This window comes from Peribacillus sp. NPDC006672 (assembly GCF_050274955.1).
Classification (GTDB): domain Bacteria; phylum Bacillota; class Bacilli; order Bacillales; family DSM-1321; genus Peribacillus.
This window is the reverse complement of record NZ_JBNNOR010000007.1, coordinates 74194-92624: the sequence shown is the minus strand read 5'-3', so window position 1 is coordinate 92624 and position 18431 is coordinate 74194. Positions and strand designations below refer to the sequence as shown.

Below are 18431 nucleotides of genomic sequence, written 5' to 3'. Positions count from 1 at the left end.
GCGGCCTTGAAAAAACTAAAAGTGGGCATTATTGGATCAGGGAATATCGGCACGGACTTAATGATGAAAATTCATCGGTCGGATGTTCTCGAAATGTCGGTAATGATTGGTATCGACACGGAATCAGAGGGTTTGAAGAAGGCTAGGATGCATGGACATCATGTCATCGCAAATGGCATGGATGGTTTTTTGGAAAGGCCGGAGCTTGCAGACATTTTATTCGATGCCACATCTGCGAAGGCGCATGTTTTTCACTGCGAAGCCCTGAAAAAGATGAACAAGAAGCTGATAGACTTGACGCCTGCCGCAATCGGACCGTTTATCGTCCCTTCCGTGAATTTAAAAGAAAATTTGAATGAGGCGGTTGTGAACATGATTACATGCGGTGGTCAGGCGACAATCCCTATCGTTCATGCAATCAGTCAAGTGACACAGGTCGAATACGCCGAAATAATCGCGACAATTTCCAGCAAGAGTGCCGGTCCCGGAACTCGGGCTAATATTGATGAGTTTACCCAAACGACGGCAAGGGCACTAGAAAAGGTAGGCGGAGCGAAAAAAGGAAAAGCGATCATTCTGCTAAATCCGGCCGAACCGCCACTCATTATGAGGGATACCATTCATTGTCTGCTTCAATCAGAGTCCTATGATGTAAAAGCAATAACAACGTCCATAAATAAGATGGCGGAAAAAGTATCTGAATATGTTCCAGGATACCGTCTTAAGACAGAGCCGATATTTGAAGGGAAACAAATAACAGTCCTTCTGGAAGTGAAAGGGTTAGGAGATTTTCTTCCCGTATATGCAGGTAATTTGGATATAATGACGGCTTCAGCTGTAAAAGTAGGGGAAGAAATCGCTAAAAGCCAATTCGAACACTATGTTTGAAGAAGGTAATCGGAACTTAAAGGTGGGGTTCATTTGCGTAAAGATGTATTGGTGACTGAGGTTGCATTGCGGGATGGGAGCCACGTAGTGGCACATCAATATACAATCGATCAAGTAAAGAACATGACTGGGAAACTTAGTGCTGCAGGTGTCCCTTATATTGAAGTGTCGCATGGGGATGGCCTAGGCGGATCATCCTTACAATATGGTATTTCTAAAGTGAATGATATTGAATTGGTGGAAGCCGCTGTTGAAGCTGCAGGCCAATCGGTTATATCAGTACTTTTAATCCCAGGCATAGGGACAATCGATCAATTAAGAGAAGCCGCTCACGTTGGTGCAAAAATGGCACGGATTGCAACCCACATAACGGAAGCGGATGTCTCAAAGCAACATCTGGAAGCTGCGAAACATCTCGGCATGGAAGCAATCGGGTTTTTAATGATGTCTCACATGGCATCACCGGAAAAACTTCTTGAGCAAGCCGTTTTAATGGAATCCTATGGAGCGGATGCTGTGTATGTTGTTGATTCCGCAGGAGCTTTTTTGCCCAAAGATGTGAAGACGCGGATCCGGTTATTAAAATCAAAGCTGAATATCGATATTGGTTTTCATGCTCATAATAACTTATCGCTCGCTGTGGCAAATTCACTTGTGGCAATTGAAGAAGGGGCGAATAGAATCGATGGCAGCATCCGCTGTCTCGGTGCAGGTGCTGGTAATACCCAGACAGAAGTCCTTGTTGCCGTTCTGGATAGGATGGGTATCCGTACCGAGATTGACTTATATAAAATGCTTGATCTTTCGGAGGAAGTGGGAACTACAATCATGCCCAAGCCCCAGGAAATAACAGACTCGAGTTTAATCATGGGTTATAGTGGCGTGTACTCCAGCTTTCTATTGCATGCAAATAAAGCGGCGAAAAAGTATGGAGTTGACGCCCGTGATATTTTGATGGAGCTTGGTCGACAAAAAGTGGTTGGTGGTCAGGAAGATACCATAATTGAAGTAGCTGAGCAAATGGCGCTGCAGAAGGAGGGGACTTTAAGATGAAACTAGTTCAACTAGCCAAACGGGTAGCCGAATCGCAAAAAAAAGGTCGTGAAATGGATAAGCTTACATTATCCAATCCTGAGTTAACAGTAAATCAAGCATATGAAATTCAGAAGTTGAGCATTAATGAGTCGCTTACTGATGATAACAGATTCATCGGGTGGAAGATGGGCTTGACGAGCAAAGCCAAACAACAGCAAGTAGGGGTAGAGGAAGCCATCTATGGAAGGTTAACATCTGCCATGGAACTAACTAAACCAGTATTAAAAGTTGGAGAATTCATTCATCCGAGAGTGGAACCCGAATTTGCGTTTATGTTCAAAGACGAACTGAAAGGTGCAAATATAACGGCGAAAGATGTCTGGCCGGCTGTAGAATGTGTATTTCTTGCGATGGAAGTTATTGACAGTCGTTATAAAAATTTTTCCTTTACACTTACAGATGTAGTAGCGGATAATGCATCCTCAGCCAAAATTTTGCTTAGCAATCAAGCTTTTTCACCGTATCACACGGACTGGGCCCAAGCAGAAGTTACGCTTTATCAAAATGGTGAAATGCAAAAGAAGGGTCTTGGAGAAGCTGTACTGGATCATCCGATTCATTCGATTGTGGAACTTGTAAAAATGATTAGCCGTGAAGGACTTTCCATACAGGCTGGAATGATTGTTTTAGTGGGCGGGATCACAGATGCCATTCCCATAAAGGCAAACGATGAAGTTATAGCTGATTACGGTGAATTAGGGAAACTGACTTTACATGTTATAACGTGAACCGAAGGGAAAGAGGAGGGAATTAATTGCGAGAAGTAAATGCTTCAGAAGTGGTGGGTAATAGTAAATTTGGCCGTTTTCATTTAATGGTCTTTATGTGGTGTTTGTTCGCAATTACCTTCGATGGATTTGATATAGCAATGTACGGAGTGGGTTTACCTTTGATGATGGAAGAATGGAACTTAACGCCAGTCGAAGCTGGCGGAATAGCAAGTTATTCATTGTTCGGAATGATGGTAGGGGCCCTCATTTTTGCACCACTGGCGGATAAAATGGGGAGAAAAAAAGTGCTTGCAATTTGTATCAGTATATTCAGTGTTTTTACATTACTTTCAAGTTTTGCCCCGAATCCTGCCTTTTTCTCGATTATGCGATTTATAGCAGCCTTGGGAATGGGAGGATTAATGCCAAACGTTATCTCCTTAATGGCGGAATACTCACCCAAAAAGAACAAGGTGCTCATTGTAACCTCTATGTACTGTGGATATTCCATTGGAAGCATACTGGCTTCTTTAATTGGAATGTATGTGATGGAACAAATGAGTTGGAGGGTTTTATATTGGATAGGGGCGCTTCCCTTGCTGGCACTACCATTCTTCATGAAGCAATTTCCTGAATCGCTTTCCTATTATGTTATTCGAAAACAAGGTGTAAAGCTTGCCGGAATTCTGAACCGCATTGATCCAGACGGCGACTATAAAGACTCGGACGATTATGAGTTTGCTAAAGTCCAAGAAAGGGCAAAGGGCTTTCCAGTCAAGAAACTCTTTGAAGATAAGCGTACTCTTAGTACATTTGCATTTTGGGTAGCTGCCTTTAATTGTTTACTTATGGTTTACGGGCTCAATACATGGTTACCTAAAATCATGCAGCAGTCCGGATACGGACTTACATCCAGTTTATCTTTCAATCTTATATCGGGGATAGGACAAATTGGCGGATCGATAATCGGAGGGTACTTAGTTGGGAAAATTGGCCATAGAAGAGTACTTTTATCCCTCTGTGCCATTGGTACGGTCTGCTTTGTAATATTAGGATTAACTTCAAATGTAGTAGCATTATATATTTTAATCGCTTTTGGAGGTGCCTGTACAGTGGGTACGATGAATTTGGCCAATACGTATATTTCCGAGTATTACCCACGGGAGATAAGGACCACCGGGATAGGTTGGGCCTTGGCGTTTGGTAGAATTGGAGCAATTGTTGCCCCTACATTAATAGGTTTATTGCTGGCTGCAAACTATTCGCCACAAAATGCATTTATGGCCTTCACAGTTCCGAGCATAATGGCTGCCTTGGCGTTACTGGTTGTGAAAGAGAGGTATGGTAGCTATGATAAACCACAGATGGAGGAAAATATTAAACTAAAAGCAACATCGAATGTTTAAATTAATATTATACTTTCTTCGGTAGTAGATGGCCTATATGTCAGGTGACAGTCATGCAGACTGTTCCCTGACATATAGGCCATTTTTTTAGAAAATGGCTTTGTTAAATTATAATGTTGATAATTACGATAAAAAATGACTTATTATCTTGATAAGTCATTTTTAACTATTAGTACGGTTATTAATAATTTTAAGTGACCTCTTCGCTTCATTTCTTATAACCAATTGACTATCGTTTTGTGCTAGTTCCATAAGAGTTTTAATGACATTGATGTCATTAAAACTTTCAAATGCTCTGACCAATTTCCATCGGATAATGTTATTGTTGAAATTGTTCCTTAAACACAGAATAAGTGCATCAATAATTTGAGTATTAGAATGTATTTTGTTATAGAAACAAATGAAACCTATTGCATCAATAACTTCCCTAATTGCAGGAATATTATTTGTCTTTAGTACATCCGTTAAAACTGGTAGAATCTCTTCTTTCATATGAGCTAAAGTCCGAGCGATAATATCCCTCGGTAAAGGATAACTTCTCTTATTGAAACCATTAGTAGGTAATACTGTATATTGATTATTGCCTATCTGTCCTAAATATTCGACCATAATCTTTGCAGACTGCACATCACCTTGTGATAGTGCGTCACATAATTCAATCTTTGTATAGAGTTTTTTCTCTTGTTTAAGAGTATGAAGAAACAAACGAATCAAGTCATCGGTCAAATCATATTTCTCTGATAATATGTTCACAGCGATAGTTCTTTTATATGCTTCTTTGAATTTAAGCATTTCCAATAGTTCAATTTGTGTATGATTGCTATATTGTTGTAAATCTTTGCTTGTAATCTTCCCACGACTTTTTAACTGAGAATCAGAACTTTTCATTTTATTCCCCCTCGTATCAATCGGTAAAAAGTGATGTTCTAAGACTATCGTAGGTTGTATTAATTGAGAATAAACAACTTTCGACAATCATTCTGCTACTAGATACATTGTCACTTCGGTGTTTAACAATATCTAAGAATTGAAACCAACTCAAATAATGCTCGAGGTATTTTGTAGCCACACCATTAAATCGTTGCATCCAACCTTTTAGACGGCTGTGATAGTTATTTACATTTTGGATATGATAAAGCCCCTTTAATTCTGTTCCATCTGACTTAAAACGGTAATGCTCCAATCCTTTGCTTTTTGCATACGCAGAAAAAGCCCTCCAAGCATCGGTACATAGGGTATTACCTGATGATAATTTAGAGCCGATAGCCTTATCTAATTGAGTTTTCACAATTCGACCTCTACCAAGTACACCTGAAAACGTTGCTTTTTGGCGGTCTCTTGCGATTAAAACACAAATTTGTTCGTGACTAATGCCCCGAAACCTTGAAGAACCACCACGTTTTCGAGGTTTACGACCTTCAATATTTCTTTTCCCCTTTTCAGAGTACAAAAAATATGTTTCATCCATCTCTACAATCCCTGAAAATGTGTTGAAGTCCATTTGTTTTAAAGCAGACAATACTTTGTGTCTCCAATAGAACAAAGTAACATAATGAACTTCACCAATAAGATCTGCTGATTTACGAAGGGAATAGCCTTCCAACATACATTTAATAAAATCCAACCATTTATCAGGCTTATGAGTACGGTATAGGGGTGTTGAGGTTACATCTGTAAAAGTTTTTCGGCAATTTTTACAGCGGTATCTTTGCCGTTCAATCTCTTTAAGACCGAGTTTTACCATATACTTACCGAAACGCACAACTCGTTTAGAGTCACAATGCACACAAGTGTAGCCATCTTTATTTTTTCGTTCAGTTACTTCTTGAAATACAGGTTCACTTGCTGAAAATGACGCAAGAGAACTGATAAAAAATTCTTTTAATCTATGTTGTTCTGCTGAATTTAATTTTTTTATTTCTGCTATTAATTCTCTTAACGTCATTTAAAGCCATCCGAACAAACGTTCTTTTATTTATTATAGAACATTTGTTCGGTTTAATCAAATATCAACAGAGTTAATTAACATATCCTAGAAAATAAAAGAATTCACGAGTAAAGTGGCTGAACTCACGAGTAAAACACTCAAACTCACGAGTAAAGTGGCTGAACTCACGAGTAAAACACTCAAACTCACGAGTAAAGTGGCTGAATTCACGAGTAAACATCAAACTTAGAAGTAAAATCGTCGAATTCACGAGTAAACATCAAACTTAGAAGTAAAATCGTCGAATTCACGAGTAAAACACTCAAACTCACGAGTAAAGTGGCTGAATTCACGAGTAAATCACTCAAACTCACGAGTAAATATCAAAATCAGAAGTAAAATCGTCGAATTCAAGAGTAATCTACGAAATGAACTCCCTTTGGTCAAAGCATTTGAAGGACATTCGCAAGATTGAAAGGCTAGTAGCCTTTAAGCATTAGGATGAAAACTTATCTAATACGTTTGACAATTGGATTTATCGTGTTAATATAAAGGCAAATGAAATATATATACAATTTGTACCACTAGGGGTGCTTTATAGGTAAAAGCTGATTTTACCTGAGAAGCTGAGATTAAAGTATGACTTTAAGACCCTTAGAACCTGATCTGGTTTATACCAGCGTAGGGAAGTGGGGTCTGGGACAATACGTTTCTGTATTATTTCAAGTACAACCACTTTCTTTACGTTAAAGAAAGTGGTTTTTTATTTGCAAAAAAAGGGGTGATAAAAGGCTTTATCCCGTATCATTCATAGAAAAATAGAATTTGGAGGTAATGGAAATGAAGTTTTCAGATGAAATCCGCCAGGAAGTTGATCATATTTGGGAGGCTAGCTTTAATCACCCGTTTGTTGCAGGAATAGGAGATGGCACATTGCCATTAGAGTGTTTTCGTTTTTATGTCATGCAGGATGCCTATTATTTATCTCATTTTGCTAGAGTTCAAGCTTTAGGAGCAGTCAAAGCTACAGATTTACATACAACAAGCAGACTTGCCGGCCACGCACAAGGAACATATGAAGCGGAGTTGAAGCTTCATGAAAATTTTTCTGAGAGATTAGGCATCACCAAAGAAGAAAGGGAAAATTTCAAACCTGCCCCGACTGCCTATGCTTATACTTCCCATATGTATCGTGCGGCATATTCTGGACATTTAGGTGATGTTATTGCGGCTATCTTGCCATGTTATTGGCTGTATTATGAAATAGGCGAAAAGCTGCAAGAGTGTAAACCGGAAGAGCCGATTTATCAAGAATGGATAGCGGCTTACGGTGGAGAGTGGTTCCGCTCGTTGGTTGAAGAACAAATTGCGAGGCTTGATGAGATTGCTGAAAAGGTAACAGATGAAGATAAGGAAAGAATGAAGGAGCATTTTATCCTTAGCAGCCAATATGAATACTCATTTTGGGAAATGGCTTATCGTTTAGAGACATGGCCTGTGCATAAGGAAACACTAGAAGTATAAAGGAGATTGAAACATGAAAAAAGGATTGAAATTAACGGATATATTAGTCACGATCGTGATTTCCGTAGCATTTGGAATCGTTTATATCCTTTGGGGTTCGATTTATTATTCCTTTAAACCATTAGGATTACATCTAGATCAACTTATTTATGGAATGTGGTTTATAGCTGGCCCCGTCGCCTTTTTGATTTTACGGAAACCGGGTGTGGCACTTCTGGCAGAGATAGCTGCAGCTTCAGGTGAATTCTTTCTGGGTTCACCATGGGGGCTGACTGTACTCTTATATGGGGTGGTCCAAGGTTTGTTCGCTGAACTGGTATTCATGGCGTTCAGATATAAAACATTCAATATGTCGGTGGCCGTTTTAGCTGCGATAGCTTCCTGCCTTGCATCAGTACTAATGGATTTTGCCTACGGGGAAATAGGTGCTCTCTCCCTTTGGAATTTATCGTTATTCATGATAGCGAGGTTCTTGGGTTCTATATTCTTTGCAGGTGTAACCGCTTATTATCTAGTTAAAGTTCTGGAAGCAACAGGAGTAACTAATCTTGTTCGTCCGGTTTCAAGCAAAGATTATGAAGAACTGGACCTAAAGTAGAGGGTGATGGCCATGGAACCAATCGTTTCTGTTGAGAAGTTAAGAATGAAATTTCCAGGTGATGAGTCATTGATTTTCAAGGACCTATCCGTCTCGATTGATAAAGGTGAAAAAGTTCTATTGTTGGGACCATCAGGATGTGGTAAGTCGACTCTTTTGCAAGTGTTAAGCGGATTGATTCCGAATTCCATCGAAGTCCCGATGAAAGCGGAAGAATTGATATGCCCTTCCTCATGGGGATATGTTTTTCAAGACCCTGATAGTCAGTTTTGCATGCCATTTGCCGATGAGGAAATTGCTTTCGTCCTTGAGAACCTTTCCGTCCCTAAACAAGAAATGAAAGAGAGGATCCGTCATCATATCCGTCAAGTTGGATTGAACCTAAAGGATATCCATACAAGTATAGATATATTATCAGGCGGGATGAAACAGCGTCTGGCAATTGCTTCAGTATTGGCCCTTGAACCGGAAGTGATATTTTTAGATGAACCAACCGCTATGCTTGATCCGGAAGGAACGAAAGAAATCTGGGACTTGTTGAAGGACGTCGGACGAGACAAGACGGTGATTATCGTGGAACATAAAATTGACCATGTTTTAGAATTCATCGAACGAATCGTACTTTTTAATGATGAGGGTCAAATCATAGCTGATGGTCCAAAAGACACCATCCTTTCACTATATAAAAATGAAATGAAAGAACATGGAATTTGGTTCCCTGGTGTTTGGGATGAATATATCCATGACAATAAACCCATTCGTGAACACCAATTTAGTGGCGGTGTCCCCCGTATGCATGTCCAAGTTTTTAGCGGTTTTCGGAAAAAAGAAGAGAAAATCAAGGTTGAAGAGCTGGAGGTCCATTCAGGGGAATGGATTGTAATCAGGGGAGAAAATGGCGCGGGGAAGAGTACTCTTTTGCATGCACTGATGCAGTTCATAAAAACGAATGGTACGTATGAATTAATGGGAGCCCCTATTAAAAAAGTGAAAAATCTAACCGAACATATGACGTTTGTCTTTCAAAATCCTGAGTTTCAGTTCGTTGCAAATTCAGTATATGAAGAGATTGCTTATTCATTGCGAATTGGAAAAAGGCCACAACAAGAAATAAGGGAGAGAGTTCAATCATTGCTTGAAGTGTTCCGCCTAGAGGCACATCGGGATAAACACCCGTTTCAATTATCAATGGGTCAAAAGCGTCGTTTAAGTGTAGCTGCCTCTATCGTTATAGACAAAAAAATCATTCTCTTGGATGAGCCTACCTTTGGCCAAGATTCGAAAAATACCTTTGCATTACTGGAATGGTTTGAGGAATATCGAAGGCGAGGAATAACAGTGATCATGGTAACTCATGACGATCATATTTCAAGAAACTTTGCAACCAGGATCTGGACGGTTAAAGACGGAAACGTAATAAGTGATGAAAACATCGCGCAAACCGGATTTTTGGAGACCAAAGGTAAAAGGAGTGTCATGTAGATGAATGTTTCAAGTGCAGAAACATGGCTCCATAAGGTTAATCCAAGCCTTAAACTATGCGCATTGCTTGTTTTATGCATTGTGGCATTATTCATTCATGATCTGAATTATATGATGAATGTGACCATTGGTGTTTTACTCTTATTTTTGTGTTTTACAGGACATTCGATGAAACGCATCTTACTTTTGTCAATTCCTTTTTGTTTCATTTTTATATCCACTTCTCTAGCAATGATTTTATTCGGTAAAGGTGAGACACTTTGGTTTAAGTGGGGTCTTATATCGATTACGGAAGAAAGTTTCATAAGGGGGTTACTGGTAGGCTTTCGGGCTTTGTTTTTTGCGGCACTTGGTTTAACTTTTTCCTTGACGACGAGACCTGTAAACTTGTTTTATTCATTAATGCAGCAAGTTAAGCTTAAACCGAAATATGCTTATAGTTTCATGGCGGCTTTAAGGCTCATCCCCATCATGATGGAGGAGTTCCAAACAATTCAAAACGCGATGAAGGTACGCGGTTACGAAAAGGGAAAAGGGATCAGATCGGTATATTTTAAAATGAAAGCCTATTCCATCCCATTGTTATCCGGAAGCATCAGACGTGCTCACCGAATCGCGATTGCGATGGAGGCGAAGCGATTTACAGACACTCGGGATCGAACATACTATTATGAATTTGGGTTTTCAATAAAAGACCATGGATTCATTCTGTATTTTATCATCCTGCTGTTGGCAGGGTTTTATCTATCGGTTCATTTCCCTTTACTACCTATTTGATTTTATGAGATTGCAAGTTTACTAGTTAGGGGTTCTTAGTATGAATGCACAAGAATTGCATATTATTTCTACTGGGAAACAGCCAATTGAAAGGTTCGTAGAAATCGCTTCAAACATTCAGGAACATGTTGATTTCTTCTATCTAAGGGAAAAAAATATGAATGCATCAGAACTTTATCGAGCAGTGACCCTTTTACATGATAATAAGATTCCGCTGTCTAAGATCATTATTAATGACAGGGTGGATGTTGCCTGGGTGCAGAAAGTATTTGGTGTGCAATTGGCATTTCATAGTTTAGATGCAGGAGTCGTAAAAAGAGCATTTCCAGGGATGAATGTTGGCTGTTCGATCCATTCCATGGATGAAGCAAAAGCCGCTTTCCGTAACGGGGCCAAATACGCGATCTATGGACATGTTTTTGAAACGAATTCAAAACGCGGCCTTCCTCCTAAGGGAGTTGAGGAGCTTCGTGCAATCACAAAAAATGTCAATATTCCGATTATTGCAATAGGTGGAATAACACCCTCCAATTGCCAAATCGTACGGGATGCTGGGGCACAAGGAATTGCGGTCATGTCAGGTGTGCTTGAAGCGGAAAATCCGGTTAGAGCCGTTAAAGAATATTCGAAGTCTTTAGGAAAGGAGACATAAGATGAATTCTATATATGATGCAATCATTGTTGGGGGAGGAGTAATTGGTGGATCCATTGCTTTTCAATTAGCCAAACGAGGTAAAAAAGTCCTTTTATTGGAAAAAGATAGACTTGCCAGTAAAGCTTCCAGTGCTGCAGCCGGGATGTTAGGAGCACAGGCTGAGTTGGATGCTCATAACCCGCTCTATACATTGGCAAGCCGAAGCAGAGGGATGTTTCCTGCACTGTCGGAAGAATTGAAAGACATAAGTGGAATAGATATCGAATTAGTGAATAAGGGTATGTTTAAGGTGGCACTTACGGATGATCAGGTTGCAGAGCTGAAGAAAATGATCAAAGTCCAGCAAGATGCGGGACTTGAGGCGGAATGGTTATCTACTGCCGAAATAAGGAAAATGGAACCGCTTTTATCGGATGAGATTAAGGGAGCCATGTTCCTTCCGGAGGATGGACAAGTTTCAGCCACTAGGCTGTCACTCGCTTTTTCTAAATCTGCAGCTGCCCTTGGTGTAGATATAAAGGAATTTGTTCATGTCTCCGATTTAGTTACGGAAAACGGATGTGTGACGGGAGTGGTCACGAACATAGGTCGATTTTCAAGTGAAAATGTCATCGTAGCAGGTGGAGCGTGGAGTGCTTTCCTCCTTGAAAAATCAGGGATAAACCTCGACACCTATCCGATAAAGGGGGAGTGCTTCTCCGTCCTGACTGATCGTCCATTACTTGAAAAAACGATCTTTTCACATGGCTGCTATCTTGTACCCAAAGTTGGCGGGAGAATCATTGTTGGGGCAACGGTAAAAGCGAACACTTTCGATCAAAAGGTAAGTATGGAAGGGATCTCAACGTTAATAGAAAAGGCAACGCAATTGCTTCCGGCAATTAAAGGAACCGAGTGGGAAAAGACATGGGCAGGTATACGCCCTCAAACAGGGGACGGCCTGCCGTACTTTGGTGAACATCCAGCATACAAAGGACTTTTCATTGCAACGGGTCACTTCAGGAATGGTATCCTGCTTTCCCCAATTACAGGTGTACTTATTGCGGATATTGTGGAAGGGAAGACGAAGCCTGAATGGTCCGCTTTTCGATTGGAGCGTTCGATATAGACCCAATTTTCATAATGGAGGTGAATGAATTGGAATTGATTATTAACGGGGAAAAAATACGGATCCCTGCTGATGAGTCAACAGTTACTGGACTTTTGCAACACTTTAATTTACATCAAAAAGTAGTGATCGTTGAATTGAATGATGAAATATTAGCAAAAGAAAATCAAAGTGAAACACTTTTGTCAAATGGAGACAAGGTCGAGATTGTACATTTTGTAGGAGGCGGATGATATGTTAAAGATTGGTTCTTATGAATTTTCTTCAAGGTTATTATTAGGTACTGGGAAATATCCAAACTTCGATGTTCAAAAGCAATCAGTGGAGGTTTCTGAGACGGAAATATTAACATTTGCAGTTCGGAGAATGAACATTTTCGAAGCCAGTCAACCAAATTTTTTAGAAAAGCTTGATTTGAAAAAATATACACTCCTTCCCAATACAGCAGGAGCCAAGACGGCAAAAGAAGCAGTGCGCATAGCCCATCTTGCTAAGGCTTCTGGTTTATGTGACATGATTAAGGTGGAAGTCATCGGCTGTCAAAAAACACTTCTGCCTGATCCGATTGAAACTTTAAAAGCTGCTGAAGAATTAGTGAAACTGGGATTCACTGTATTACCCTATACTTCGGATGATGTTTTGCTTGCAAAACGCTTGGAAGAAGTGGGCTGTCATGCAATAATGCCTGGTGCTTCACCAATTGGCTCAGGTCAAGGAATTATAAACCCACTGAACTTGCGATTCATCATGGAACAATCAGAGGTTCCTGTAATTGTTGATGCAGGGATTGGAACGCCCTCCGATGCGGCAATTGCCATGGAATTAGGGGCGGATGGCGTATTGCTTAACACTGCTGTTTCCGGCGCAAAAGATCCCGTCAAAATGGCGAAAGCAATGAAACTGGCCATTGAGGCAGGACGATTAGGGTATGAAGCGGGAAGAATCGCCAAAAATGAGTACGCGATAGCAAGCAGCCCAGTTGAAGGATTGAGCATTGGATGAATGAACGTTATTCACGTCAAGAACTTTTTGGCCCCATAGGGAGAGAAGGGCAATTGAAAATTCGCAAAAAACACGTTTTGGTGATTGGAGCGGGTGCTCTCGGTACGGGAAGTGCAGAAGGTCTTGTACGAGCAGGAATTGGGAAACTCACCATTGTGGACAGAGATTATGTAGAGTGGAGCAACCTTCAAAGACAACAGCTTTATTGTGAAGAAGATGCTGAAAAAAGAATACCGAAAGCTGTGGCAGCGAAGAATCGTTTGAATGCGTTAAATTCAGATGTTATTGTAAAATCGCTTGTTACGGATGTTTCGGTTGATGAACTGGCGAAGCTTGTTGAAGGCGTGGATTTAATATTGGACGCCACTGATAATTTCGATACCAGGATGCTAATTAATGATAGTGCACAAAAATATAAAATACCCTGGATTTACGGGGCATGTGTAGGGAGTTATGGGATAAGCTACACGGTGATTCCAGAGGTGACCCCGTGTTTGAATTGTTTGCTGGAAGCGGTTCCGATTGGTGGACTGACCTGTGATACGGCGGGGATCATTAGTCCTGCTGTTCAAACGGTCGTTGCTCATCAAATGACGGAAGCCTTAAAAATCCTTGTTGAAGATTATGCATCACTAAGAAACAAGATCGTTTCGTTCGATCTTTGGAAAAATGAGCAATCGTCCATAGATGTAGCGAAATTAAAAAAAGACAATTGTTTGTCTTGTGGGACAAATCGTACTTATCCGCATCTATCCTATTCAAATCGTATAAAGACTGCCGTATTATGCGGGAGGGATTCTGTCCAGATTCGGCCGGCGATGAAACTTGAAAGAGACTTAGCGGAACTTGAAAAAAATCTGTTTGCACAAGGTGGCAAAATTGTTAGAAATCCCTATTTACTTTCATTTTCAAACGGAACCCATCGAATGGTTGTTTTTAAAGATGGACGTGCCTTGATCCATGGAACAAAAGAAATCGCAGAAGCCAAAACTTTATATCATCGTTATTTTGGCTGAATAATTGAAATGAAACGGACCTAAAATCCACGATAAAGTGTTTTAAAGAGGTGTTGATAATTTCTGCATTATAATAGGAAGTTATCGAACATTCCTCTTACGACTTATTTGCTGCAAAAACATCAAACGAAAGCGGTGTCTGCCTTTTAAGGACGGCACCGCTTCGTTATGGAATGGTTATATAAGCAGCTTACATATCATGACTGCTATTATGCTTCTGACGGGAGTGCTGTCTATTTTTCACCTTATGAGAACCGCTTAACGGTGCAGGTTGACCTGTGTTATTCCCTTTAGGTGCGTTTTTTCGAATATCTTTACCATCATTTTTGTTCATGTGCGATCCCTCCTACTTCTTAAGATAATCAGTCCGTAAAATTTTATTCACATACATATATTTGCAAACCTCGTACATGCTATGGATGGATACTATTTAAGGAGCTGAACCAAATGCAGGATAAACAAGATAAGCGAAGGACATTCCAGGAAGCCCAGCAAAGTTATCAACAAGTATTTGATGTATATTCATCCATCGAGAAGAACGCACCGAATTACGGAACGGAATTGAAACATGTGAAGCAGGAAGTGAACGAGGCCTATCAGCAAATCCAATCTGCTTTAGTCACCGCTTCCGAACATCAGAGGGAACAATTGAAACAATTCGAGCAGGATATTCAGGCAATCGTCAATGAGGTCAATGCAGAGGACTATTGAGTGACTTGGTTCTTTTCGGCGTTTCCTGTGTTTAGAAGGGAGTAGGCTTCTTGAAAAATGCAGTACATCTGCCATTTCAAAAAGCCTATCCTTTTAAAGCCTAGAAATGAGTAAAATCATTGGTTTTTCTTTCTTTTTTTATTATTTTGCCTTTGCATTTCCGATAATGGCGGTTCATTTCCCAGTTCATCATTGTACCCAGCTCCATTACCTTGTGCTTTTGCAGCATTCATACCTGGTATAACATGATTTGCCTTTTGTTTTGTCATTTTCGACACCTCCACCCATAGAATGCGATAATGCTGAATGATTATGTATGAATGTCTAATATGTTTTACTGGAATAATTTATCAGACCACAAAAAGGAGTATTTTCAATAAAATGCATATCAGTAAGGCTTTCTAAATGCACTTTAATATGTGGGGAATTTTTTTCTATAAGAGAAACTTATCAAAAACAATAACTTTCTTGTTATTTACTTATACTCATTTCTATATTAGTATTAGGTTGAAGGAAGAGTTAGGGTGGGAGAAGAGAGAGGAAATTCGACAAACTAACTTTTTTTACTTATATTTATAGTAGACATGGTTTCAGTGAACCAGGTTTTACTTTTATGTGCAGAATAAGTTCTGACAGTTTAATAGGGGGTAATATTCATGACGAAAAATGACGTATACCAAGCGCGTAAATCCTTTGAAATTGAAGGGGAACGCTACAACTACTACAGCCTAGACGCTATTGAAAAAGCAGGGGACGGCCAAGTATCACGCCTTCCATATTCCATTAAAGTCCTACTTGAAGCAGTGCTTCGCCAAGTAGACGGAAGAGTAATCACAAAAGAACACGTTGCGAACCTTGCTAAATGGGGAACAAGTGAGCAGCAAGATATAGATGTTCCGTTCAAGCCTTCACGTGTTATTCTACAAGATTTCACTGGTGTTCCAGTTGTTGTAGATTTAGCTTCACTACGTAATGCATTCGCTGCACTTGGTGGAGATCCTGATAAAATCAACCCGGAAATTCCAGTTGACCTTGTAATCGACCACTCTGTACAAGTTGATAAAGCAGGTACAATTGATTCTCTTGATGCCAATATGGATCTTGAATTCGAACGTAATGCAGAACGTTACCAGTTCCTAAGCTGGGCTCAAAAATCATTCAACAACTACCGTGCGGTTCCACCAGCAACTGGTATCGTTCACCAAGTTAACCTTGAGTACCTTGCGAACGTAGTACATGCGGTTGAATCTCCAAACGGCGACTTTGAAGTATTCCCTGACTCTGTATTCGGTACAGATTCACATACTACTATGATCAACGGTATCGGTGTTCTTGGTTGGGGCGTCGGCGGTATCGAAGCAGAAGCAGGTATGCTTGGACAGCCTTCATACTTCCCAGTACCAAAAGTAGTTGGTGTGAAACTAACTGGTCAACTTCCTAAAGGAACAACTGCTACTGACCTTGCATTGAAAGTAACTCAAGTTCTTCGTGCACACGGCGTAGTTGGTAAATTTGTTGAGTTCTACGGCCCTGGAGTAGGACATCTTCCACTTGCTGACCGTGCAACAATTGCTAACATGGCTCCTGAATACGGTGCTACAGTCGGTTTCTTCCCAGTTGATGCAGAAGCCATCGATTACATGCGCTTAACAGGCCGTGATGAAAAACAAATTAAAGTTGTTGAGTCTTACTGCAAAGAAAATGGATTGTTCTACTCTCCTGAAAACGAAGATCCAGCTTACAATGATGTTGTGGAAATCGACCTTTCAGCAATTGAACCAAACCTTTCAGGCCCTAAACGCCCGCAAGATTTGATTCCACTTTCTCAAATGAAACAATCTTTCCATGATGCTATCAATGCACCTATGGGTAACCAAGGTTTCGGCATGGACAATTCTGAATTGGATAAAGAAGTAACTGTTAAATTTGCCGATGGTAAAGAAACGGTAATGAAAACAGGCGCGATTGCAATTGCTGCAATCACAAGCTGTACGAACACTTCTAACCCATACGTAATGCTTGGAGCAGGTCTTATTGCTAAAAAAGCAGTTGAAAAAGGATTGACTGTTCCTGAATATGTAAAAACATCATTGGCACCAGGTTCTAAAGTTGTTACTGGTTACCTTCGTGATGCAGGTCTTCAACCATACCTTGATCAATTAGGATTCAACGTAGTTGGTTACGGCTGTACAACATGTATCGGTAACTCAGGTCCATTAGCGGACGAAATCGAAGCAGCAGTTGCTGAAGCAGATCTTCTAGTAACTTCAGTACTTTCTGGTAACCGTAACTTTGAAGGTCGTATTCACCCACTAGTGAAAGCAAACTATCTTGCTTCTCCAACTTTGGTTGTGGCATATGCACTTGCTGGAACTGTGGACTTCGATCTTAACAATGATTCACTTGGTAAAGATAAGGATGGCAACGATGTATATCTTGCTGATATCTGGCCTTCACAAGAAGAAGTTAACGCTGCTGTTAAAGCAACAGTTACACCGGAATTATTCCGTAAAGAATACGAAACAGTATTCAACGATAACAAACGTTGGAATGAAATCCAAACAAGCAACGAAGCAATTTACGCTTTCGATTCTAAATCAACATACATTCAAAATCCTCCATTCTTTGAAGGATTGTCACCAGAACCAGGTTCAGTTAACCCACTTTCTGGCTTGCGCGTAGTTGGTAAATTCGGTGACTCAGTAACAACTGACCACATTTCTCCTGCAGGTGCAATCGGTAAAGATACACCAGCTGGTATCTACCTTCGTGAAAATGGTGTGAAACCACGTGACTTTAACTCTTACGGTTCTCGTCGTGGTAACCATGAAGCAATGATGCGTGGAACATTCGCAAACATTCGTATCCGTAACCAAGTTGCTCCAGGTACAGAAGGTGGTTTCACTACTTACTGGCCAACAGGCGATGTAATGGCTATCTATGATGCATGTATGAAATACAAAGCTGATGGAACAGGTCTTGCAGTTATTGCTGGTAAAGACTACGGTATGGGAAGCTCTCGTGACTGGGCTGCAAAAGGTACTAACCTTCTAGGCATTAAAACAGTTATCGCTGAAAGCTTCGAACGTATTCACCGTTCTAACCTTGCGTTAATGGGTGTTCTTCCTCTTCAATTCAAAGAAGGCGAAAACGCTGAAACACTTGGATTAACTGGTAAAGAAGCGATTGCTGTTAAAATCGACGAAACAGTTAAACCGCGTGATATCGTAACAGTTACAGCTACTGATGAAGCTGGAAACGTAAAAGAATTTGATGTACTAGTTCGTTTCGACTCTGAAATCGAAATCGACTACTACCGTCACGGTGGTATCCTTCAAATGGTATTACGTAATAAATTAAAAGGCTAATTTAAGCTTTTGAGGAGCGGCAAACCTACATGTTTAGGTTTGCCGCTTTTTTGTGTCAAATTTATGAAATACTGGAATAATATGAAATGATTTTAGGGATAGCGCTTTTCTGAATATGCATTTATTGATAAGATGGAAGAGGTTAGTTGAAATGGAAGTAAGTT

General features: G+C 40.3%; 20 protein-coding genes and 1 riboswitch. Of the genes, 15 read left to right on the top strand and 5 right to left on the bottom strand.

The features are described from left to right. Nucleotides 1-6: 6 nt before the first annotated feature. The 4 genes from ACQKKK_RS13145 to ACQKKK_RS13130 are packed head-to-tail and all read left to right on the top strand — an operon-like array spanning nucleotide 7 to nucleotide 4099. Complete coding sequence (locus ACQKKK_RS13145) at nucleotides 7-888, top strand: acetaldehyde dehydrogenase (acetylating) (RefSeq protein WP_427616591.1); 882 nt, start codon at nucleotides 7-9, stop codon at nucleotides 886-888. A 33-nt stretch (nucleotides 889-921) separates the two neighbouring features. Further along, nucleotides 922-1941, top strand: coding sequence for a 4-hydroxy-2-oxovalerate aldolase (gene dmpG, locus ACQKKK_RS13140; RefSeq protein ID WP_427616590.1), 1020 nt, complete (start codon nucleotides 922-924; stop codon nucleotides 1939-1941). Further along, nucleotides 1938-2711: a 2-keto-4-pentenoate hydratase gene (locus ACQKKK_RS13135; protein ID WP_427616589.1), complete on the top strand. Its 774-nt coding sequence runs from the start codon at nucleotides 1938-1940 to the stop codon at nucleotides 2709-2711. The genes dmpG and ACQKKK_RS13135 overlap by 4 nt, the downstream gene beginning before the upstream one ends. Nucleotides 2712-2737: 26 nt before the next feature. After that, complete coding sequence (locus tag ACQKKK_RS13130) at nucleotides 2738-4099, top strand: MFS transporter (protein ID WP_427616588.1); 1362 nt, start codon at nucleotides 2738-2740, stop codon at nucleotides 4097-4099. A 162-nt stretch (nucleotides 4100-4261) separates the two neighbouring features. Here ACQKKK_RS13130 and ACQKKK_RS13125 read toward each other — a convergent pair whose 3' ends face one another. The 3 genes from ACQKKK_RS13125 to ACQKKK_RS13115 all read right to left on the bottom strand — a co-directional run bounded on the left by ACQKKK_RS13125 (nucleotide 4262) and on the right by ACQKKK_RS13115 (nucleotide 6257). Then, a complete protein-coding gene (locus ACQKKK_RS13125) occupies nucleotides 4262-4987 on the bottom strand; it encodes a HEAT repeat domain-containing protein (protein ID WP_427616587.1) in 726 nt (241 codons plus the stop codon). A gap of 16 nt (nucleotides 4988-5003) precedes the next feature. After that, nucleotides 5004-6044 carry an IS1595 family transposase gene (locus tag ACQKKK_RS13120; protein ID WP_427616586.1) on the bottom strand — a complete coding sequence of 347 codons (1041 nt, stop codon included), beginning with the start codon at nucleotides 6042-6044 and terminating at the stop codon, nucleotides 5004-5006. 87 nt (nucleotides 6045-6131) lie between these two features. Then, a complete protein-coding gene (locus tag ACQKKK_RS13115) occupies nucleotides 6132-6257 on the bottom strand; it encodes a hypothetical protein (protein ID WP_427616585.1) in 126 nt (41 codons plus the stop codon). 345 nt (nucleotides 6258-6602) lie between these two features. Beyond that, a riboswitch (TPP riboswitch) is annotated at nucleotides 6603-6731 on the top strand. A 135-nt stretch (nucleotides 6732-6866) separates the two neighbouring features. Between ACQKKK_RS13115 and tenA the strand changes: the two genes are divergently transcribed. Genes tenA through ACQKKK_RS13070 form a run of 9 tightly spaced genes read left to right on the top strand, consistent with a single transcriptional unit; the run spans nucleotide 6867 to nucleotide 14188 of the window. Further along, nucleotides 6867-7550, top strand: coding sequence for a thiaminase II (gene tenA, locus ACQKKK_RS13110; protein WP_427616584.1), 684 nt, complete (start codon nucleotides 6867-6869; stop codon nucleotides 7548-7550). Nucleotides 7551-7563: 13 nt separating this feature from the next. Further along, nucleotides 7564-8148: an ECF transporter S component gene (locus ACQKKK_RS13105; RefSeq protein ID WP_427616583.1), complete on the top strand. Its 585-nt coding sequence runs from the start codon at nucleotides 7564-7566 to the stop codon at nucleotides 8146-8148. A gap of 12 nt (nucleotides 8149-8160) precedes the next feature. Then, on the top strand, nucleotides 8161-9630 hold the full coding sequence (locus tag ACQKKK_RS13100) for an ABC transporter ATP-binding protein (protein WP_427616582.1): 1470 nt from the start codon (nucleotides 8161-8163) through the stop codon (nucleotides 9628-9630). Further along, a complete protein-coding gene (locus tag ACQKKK_RS13095) occupies nucleotides 9631-10407 on the top strand; it encodes an energy-coupling factor transporter transmembrane component T family protein (protein WP_427616581.1) in 777 nt (258 codons plus the stop codon). A gap of 40 nt (nucleotides 10408-10447) precedes the next feature. Next, nucleotides 10448-11059 carry a thiazole tautomerase TenI gene (gene tenI / locus ACQKKK_RS13090; RefSeq protein WP_427616580.1) on the top strand — a complete coding sequence of 204 codons (612 nt, stop codon included), beginning with the start codon at nucleotides 10448-10450 and terminating at the stop codon, nucleotides 11057-11059. A 1-nt stretch (nucleotide 11060) separates the two neighbouring features. Further along, on the top strand, nucleotides 11061-12170 hold the full coding sequence (thiO, locus tag ACQKKK_RS13085) for a glycine oxidase ThiO (protein WP_427616579.1): 1110 nt from the start codon (nucleotides 11061-11063) through the stop codon (nucleotides 12168-12170). A gap of 29 nt (nucleotides 12171-12199) precedes the next feature. Beyond that, nucleotides 12200-12403, top strand: a complete 204-nt coding sequence (thiS, locus tag ACQKKK_RS13080; RefSeq protein WP_061462977.1) for a sulfur carrier protein ThiS — start codon at nucleotides 12200-12202, stop codon at nucleotides 12401-12403. 1 nt (nucleotide 12404) lies between these two features. Continuing rightward, entirely contained in the window at nucleotides 12405-13172 is a 768-nt protein-coding gene (locus tag ACQKKK_RS13075) for a thiazole synthase (protein ID WP_427616578.1), read from the top strand. Further along, entirely contained in the window at nucleotides 13169-14188 is a 1020-nt protein-coding gene (locus tag ACQKKK_RS13070; RefSeq protein ID WP_427616577.1) for a thiazole biosynthesis adenylyltransferase ThiF, read from the top strand. The genes ACQKKK_RS13075 and ACQKKK_RS13070 overlap by 4 nt, the downstream gene beginning before the upstream one ends. Before the next feature lie 190 nt (nucleotides 14189-14378). Here the strand turns inward: ACQKKK_RS13070 and ACQKKK_RS13065 are convergent, their stop codons facing one another. Next, a complete protein-coding gene (locus ACQKKK_RS13065; RefSeq protein ID WP_427616576.1) occupies nucleotides 14379-14522 on the bottom strand; it encodes a small acid-soluble spore protein P in 144 nt (47 codons plus the stop codon). Between the two features lie 113 nt (nucleotides 14523-14635). On the opposite strand from ACQKKK_RS13065, the gene ACQKKK_RS13060 reads away from it, so the two are divergent. After that, entirely contained in the window at nucleotides 14636-14899 is a 264-nt protein-coding gene (locus tag ACQKKK_RS13060; protein WP_427616575.1) for a hypothetical protein, read from the top strand. A 116-nt stretch (nucleotides 14900-15015) separates the two neighbouring features. On the opposite strand, the gene sspO is transcribed toward ACQKKK_RS13060, so the two are convergent. Further along, entirely contained in the window at nucleotides 15016-15168 is a 153-nt protein-coding gene (gene sspO / locus ACQKKK_RS13055; RefSeq protein ID WP_034312428.1) for a small acid-soluble spore protein O, read from the bottom strand. A 387-nt stretch (nucleotides 15169-15555) separates the two neighbouring features. On the opposite strand from sspO, the gene acnA reads away from it, so the two are divergent. Beyond that, nucleotides 15556-18267: an aconitate hydratase AcnA gene (acnA, locus tag ACQKKK_RS13050; RefSeq protein WP_427616574.1), complete on the top strand. Its 2712-nt coding sequence runs from the start codon at nucleotides 15556-15558 to the stop codon at nucleotides 18265-18267. The last annotated feature ends 164 nt before the right edge of the window (nucleotides 18268-18431 follow it).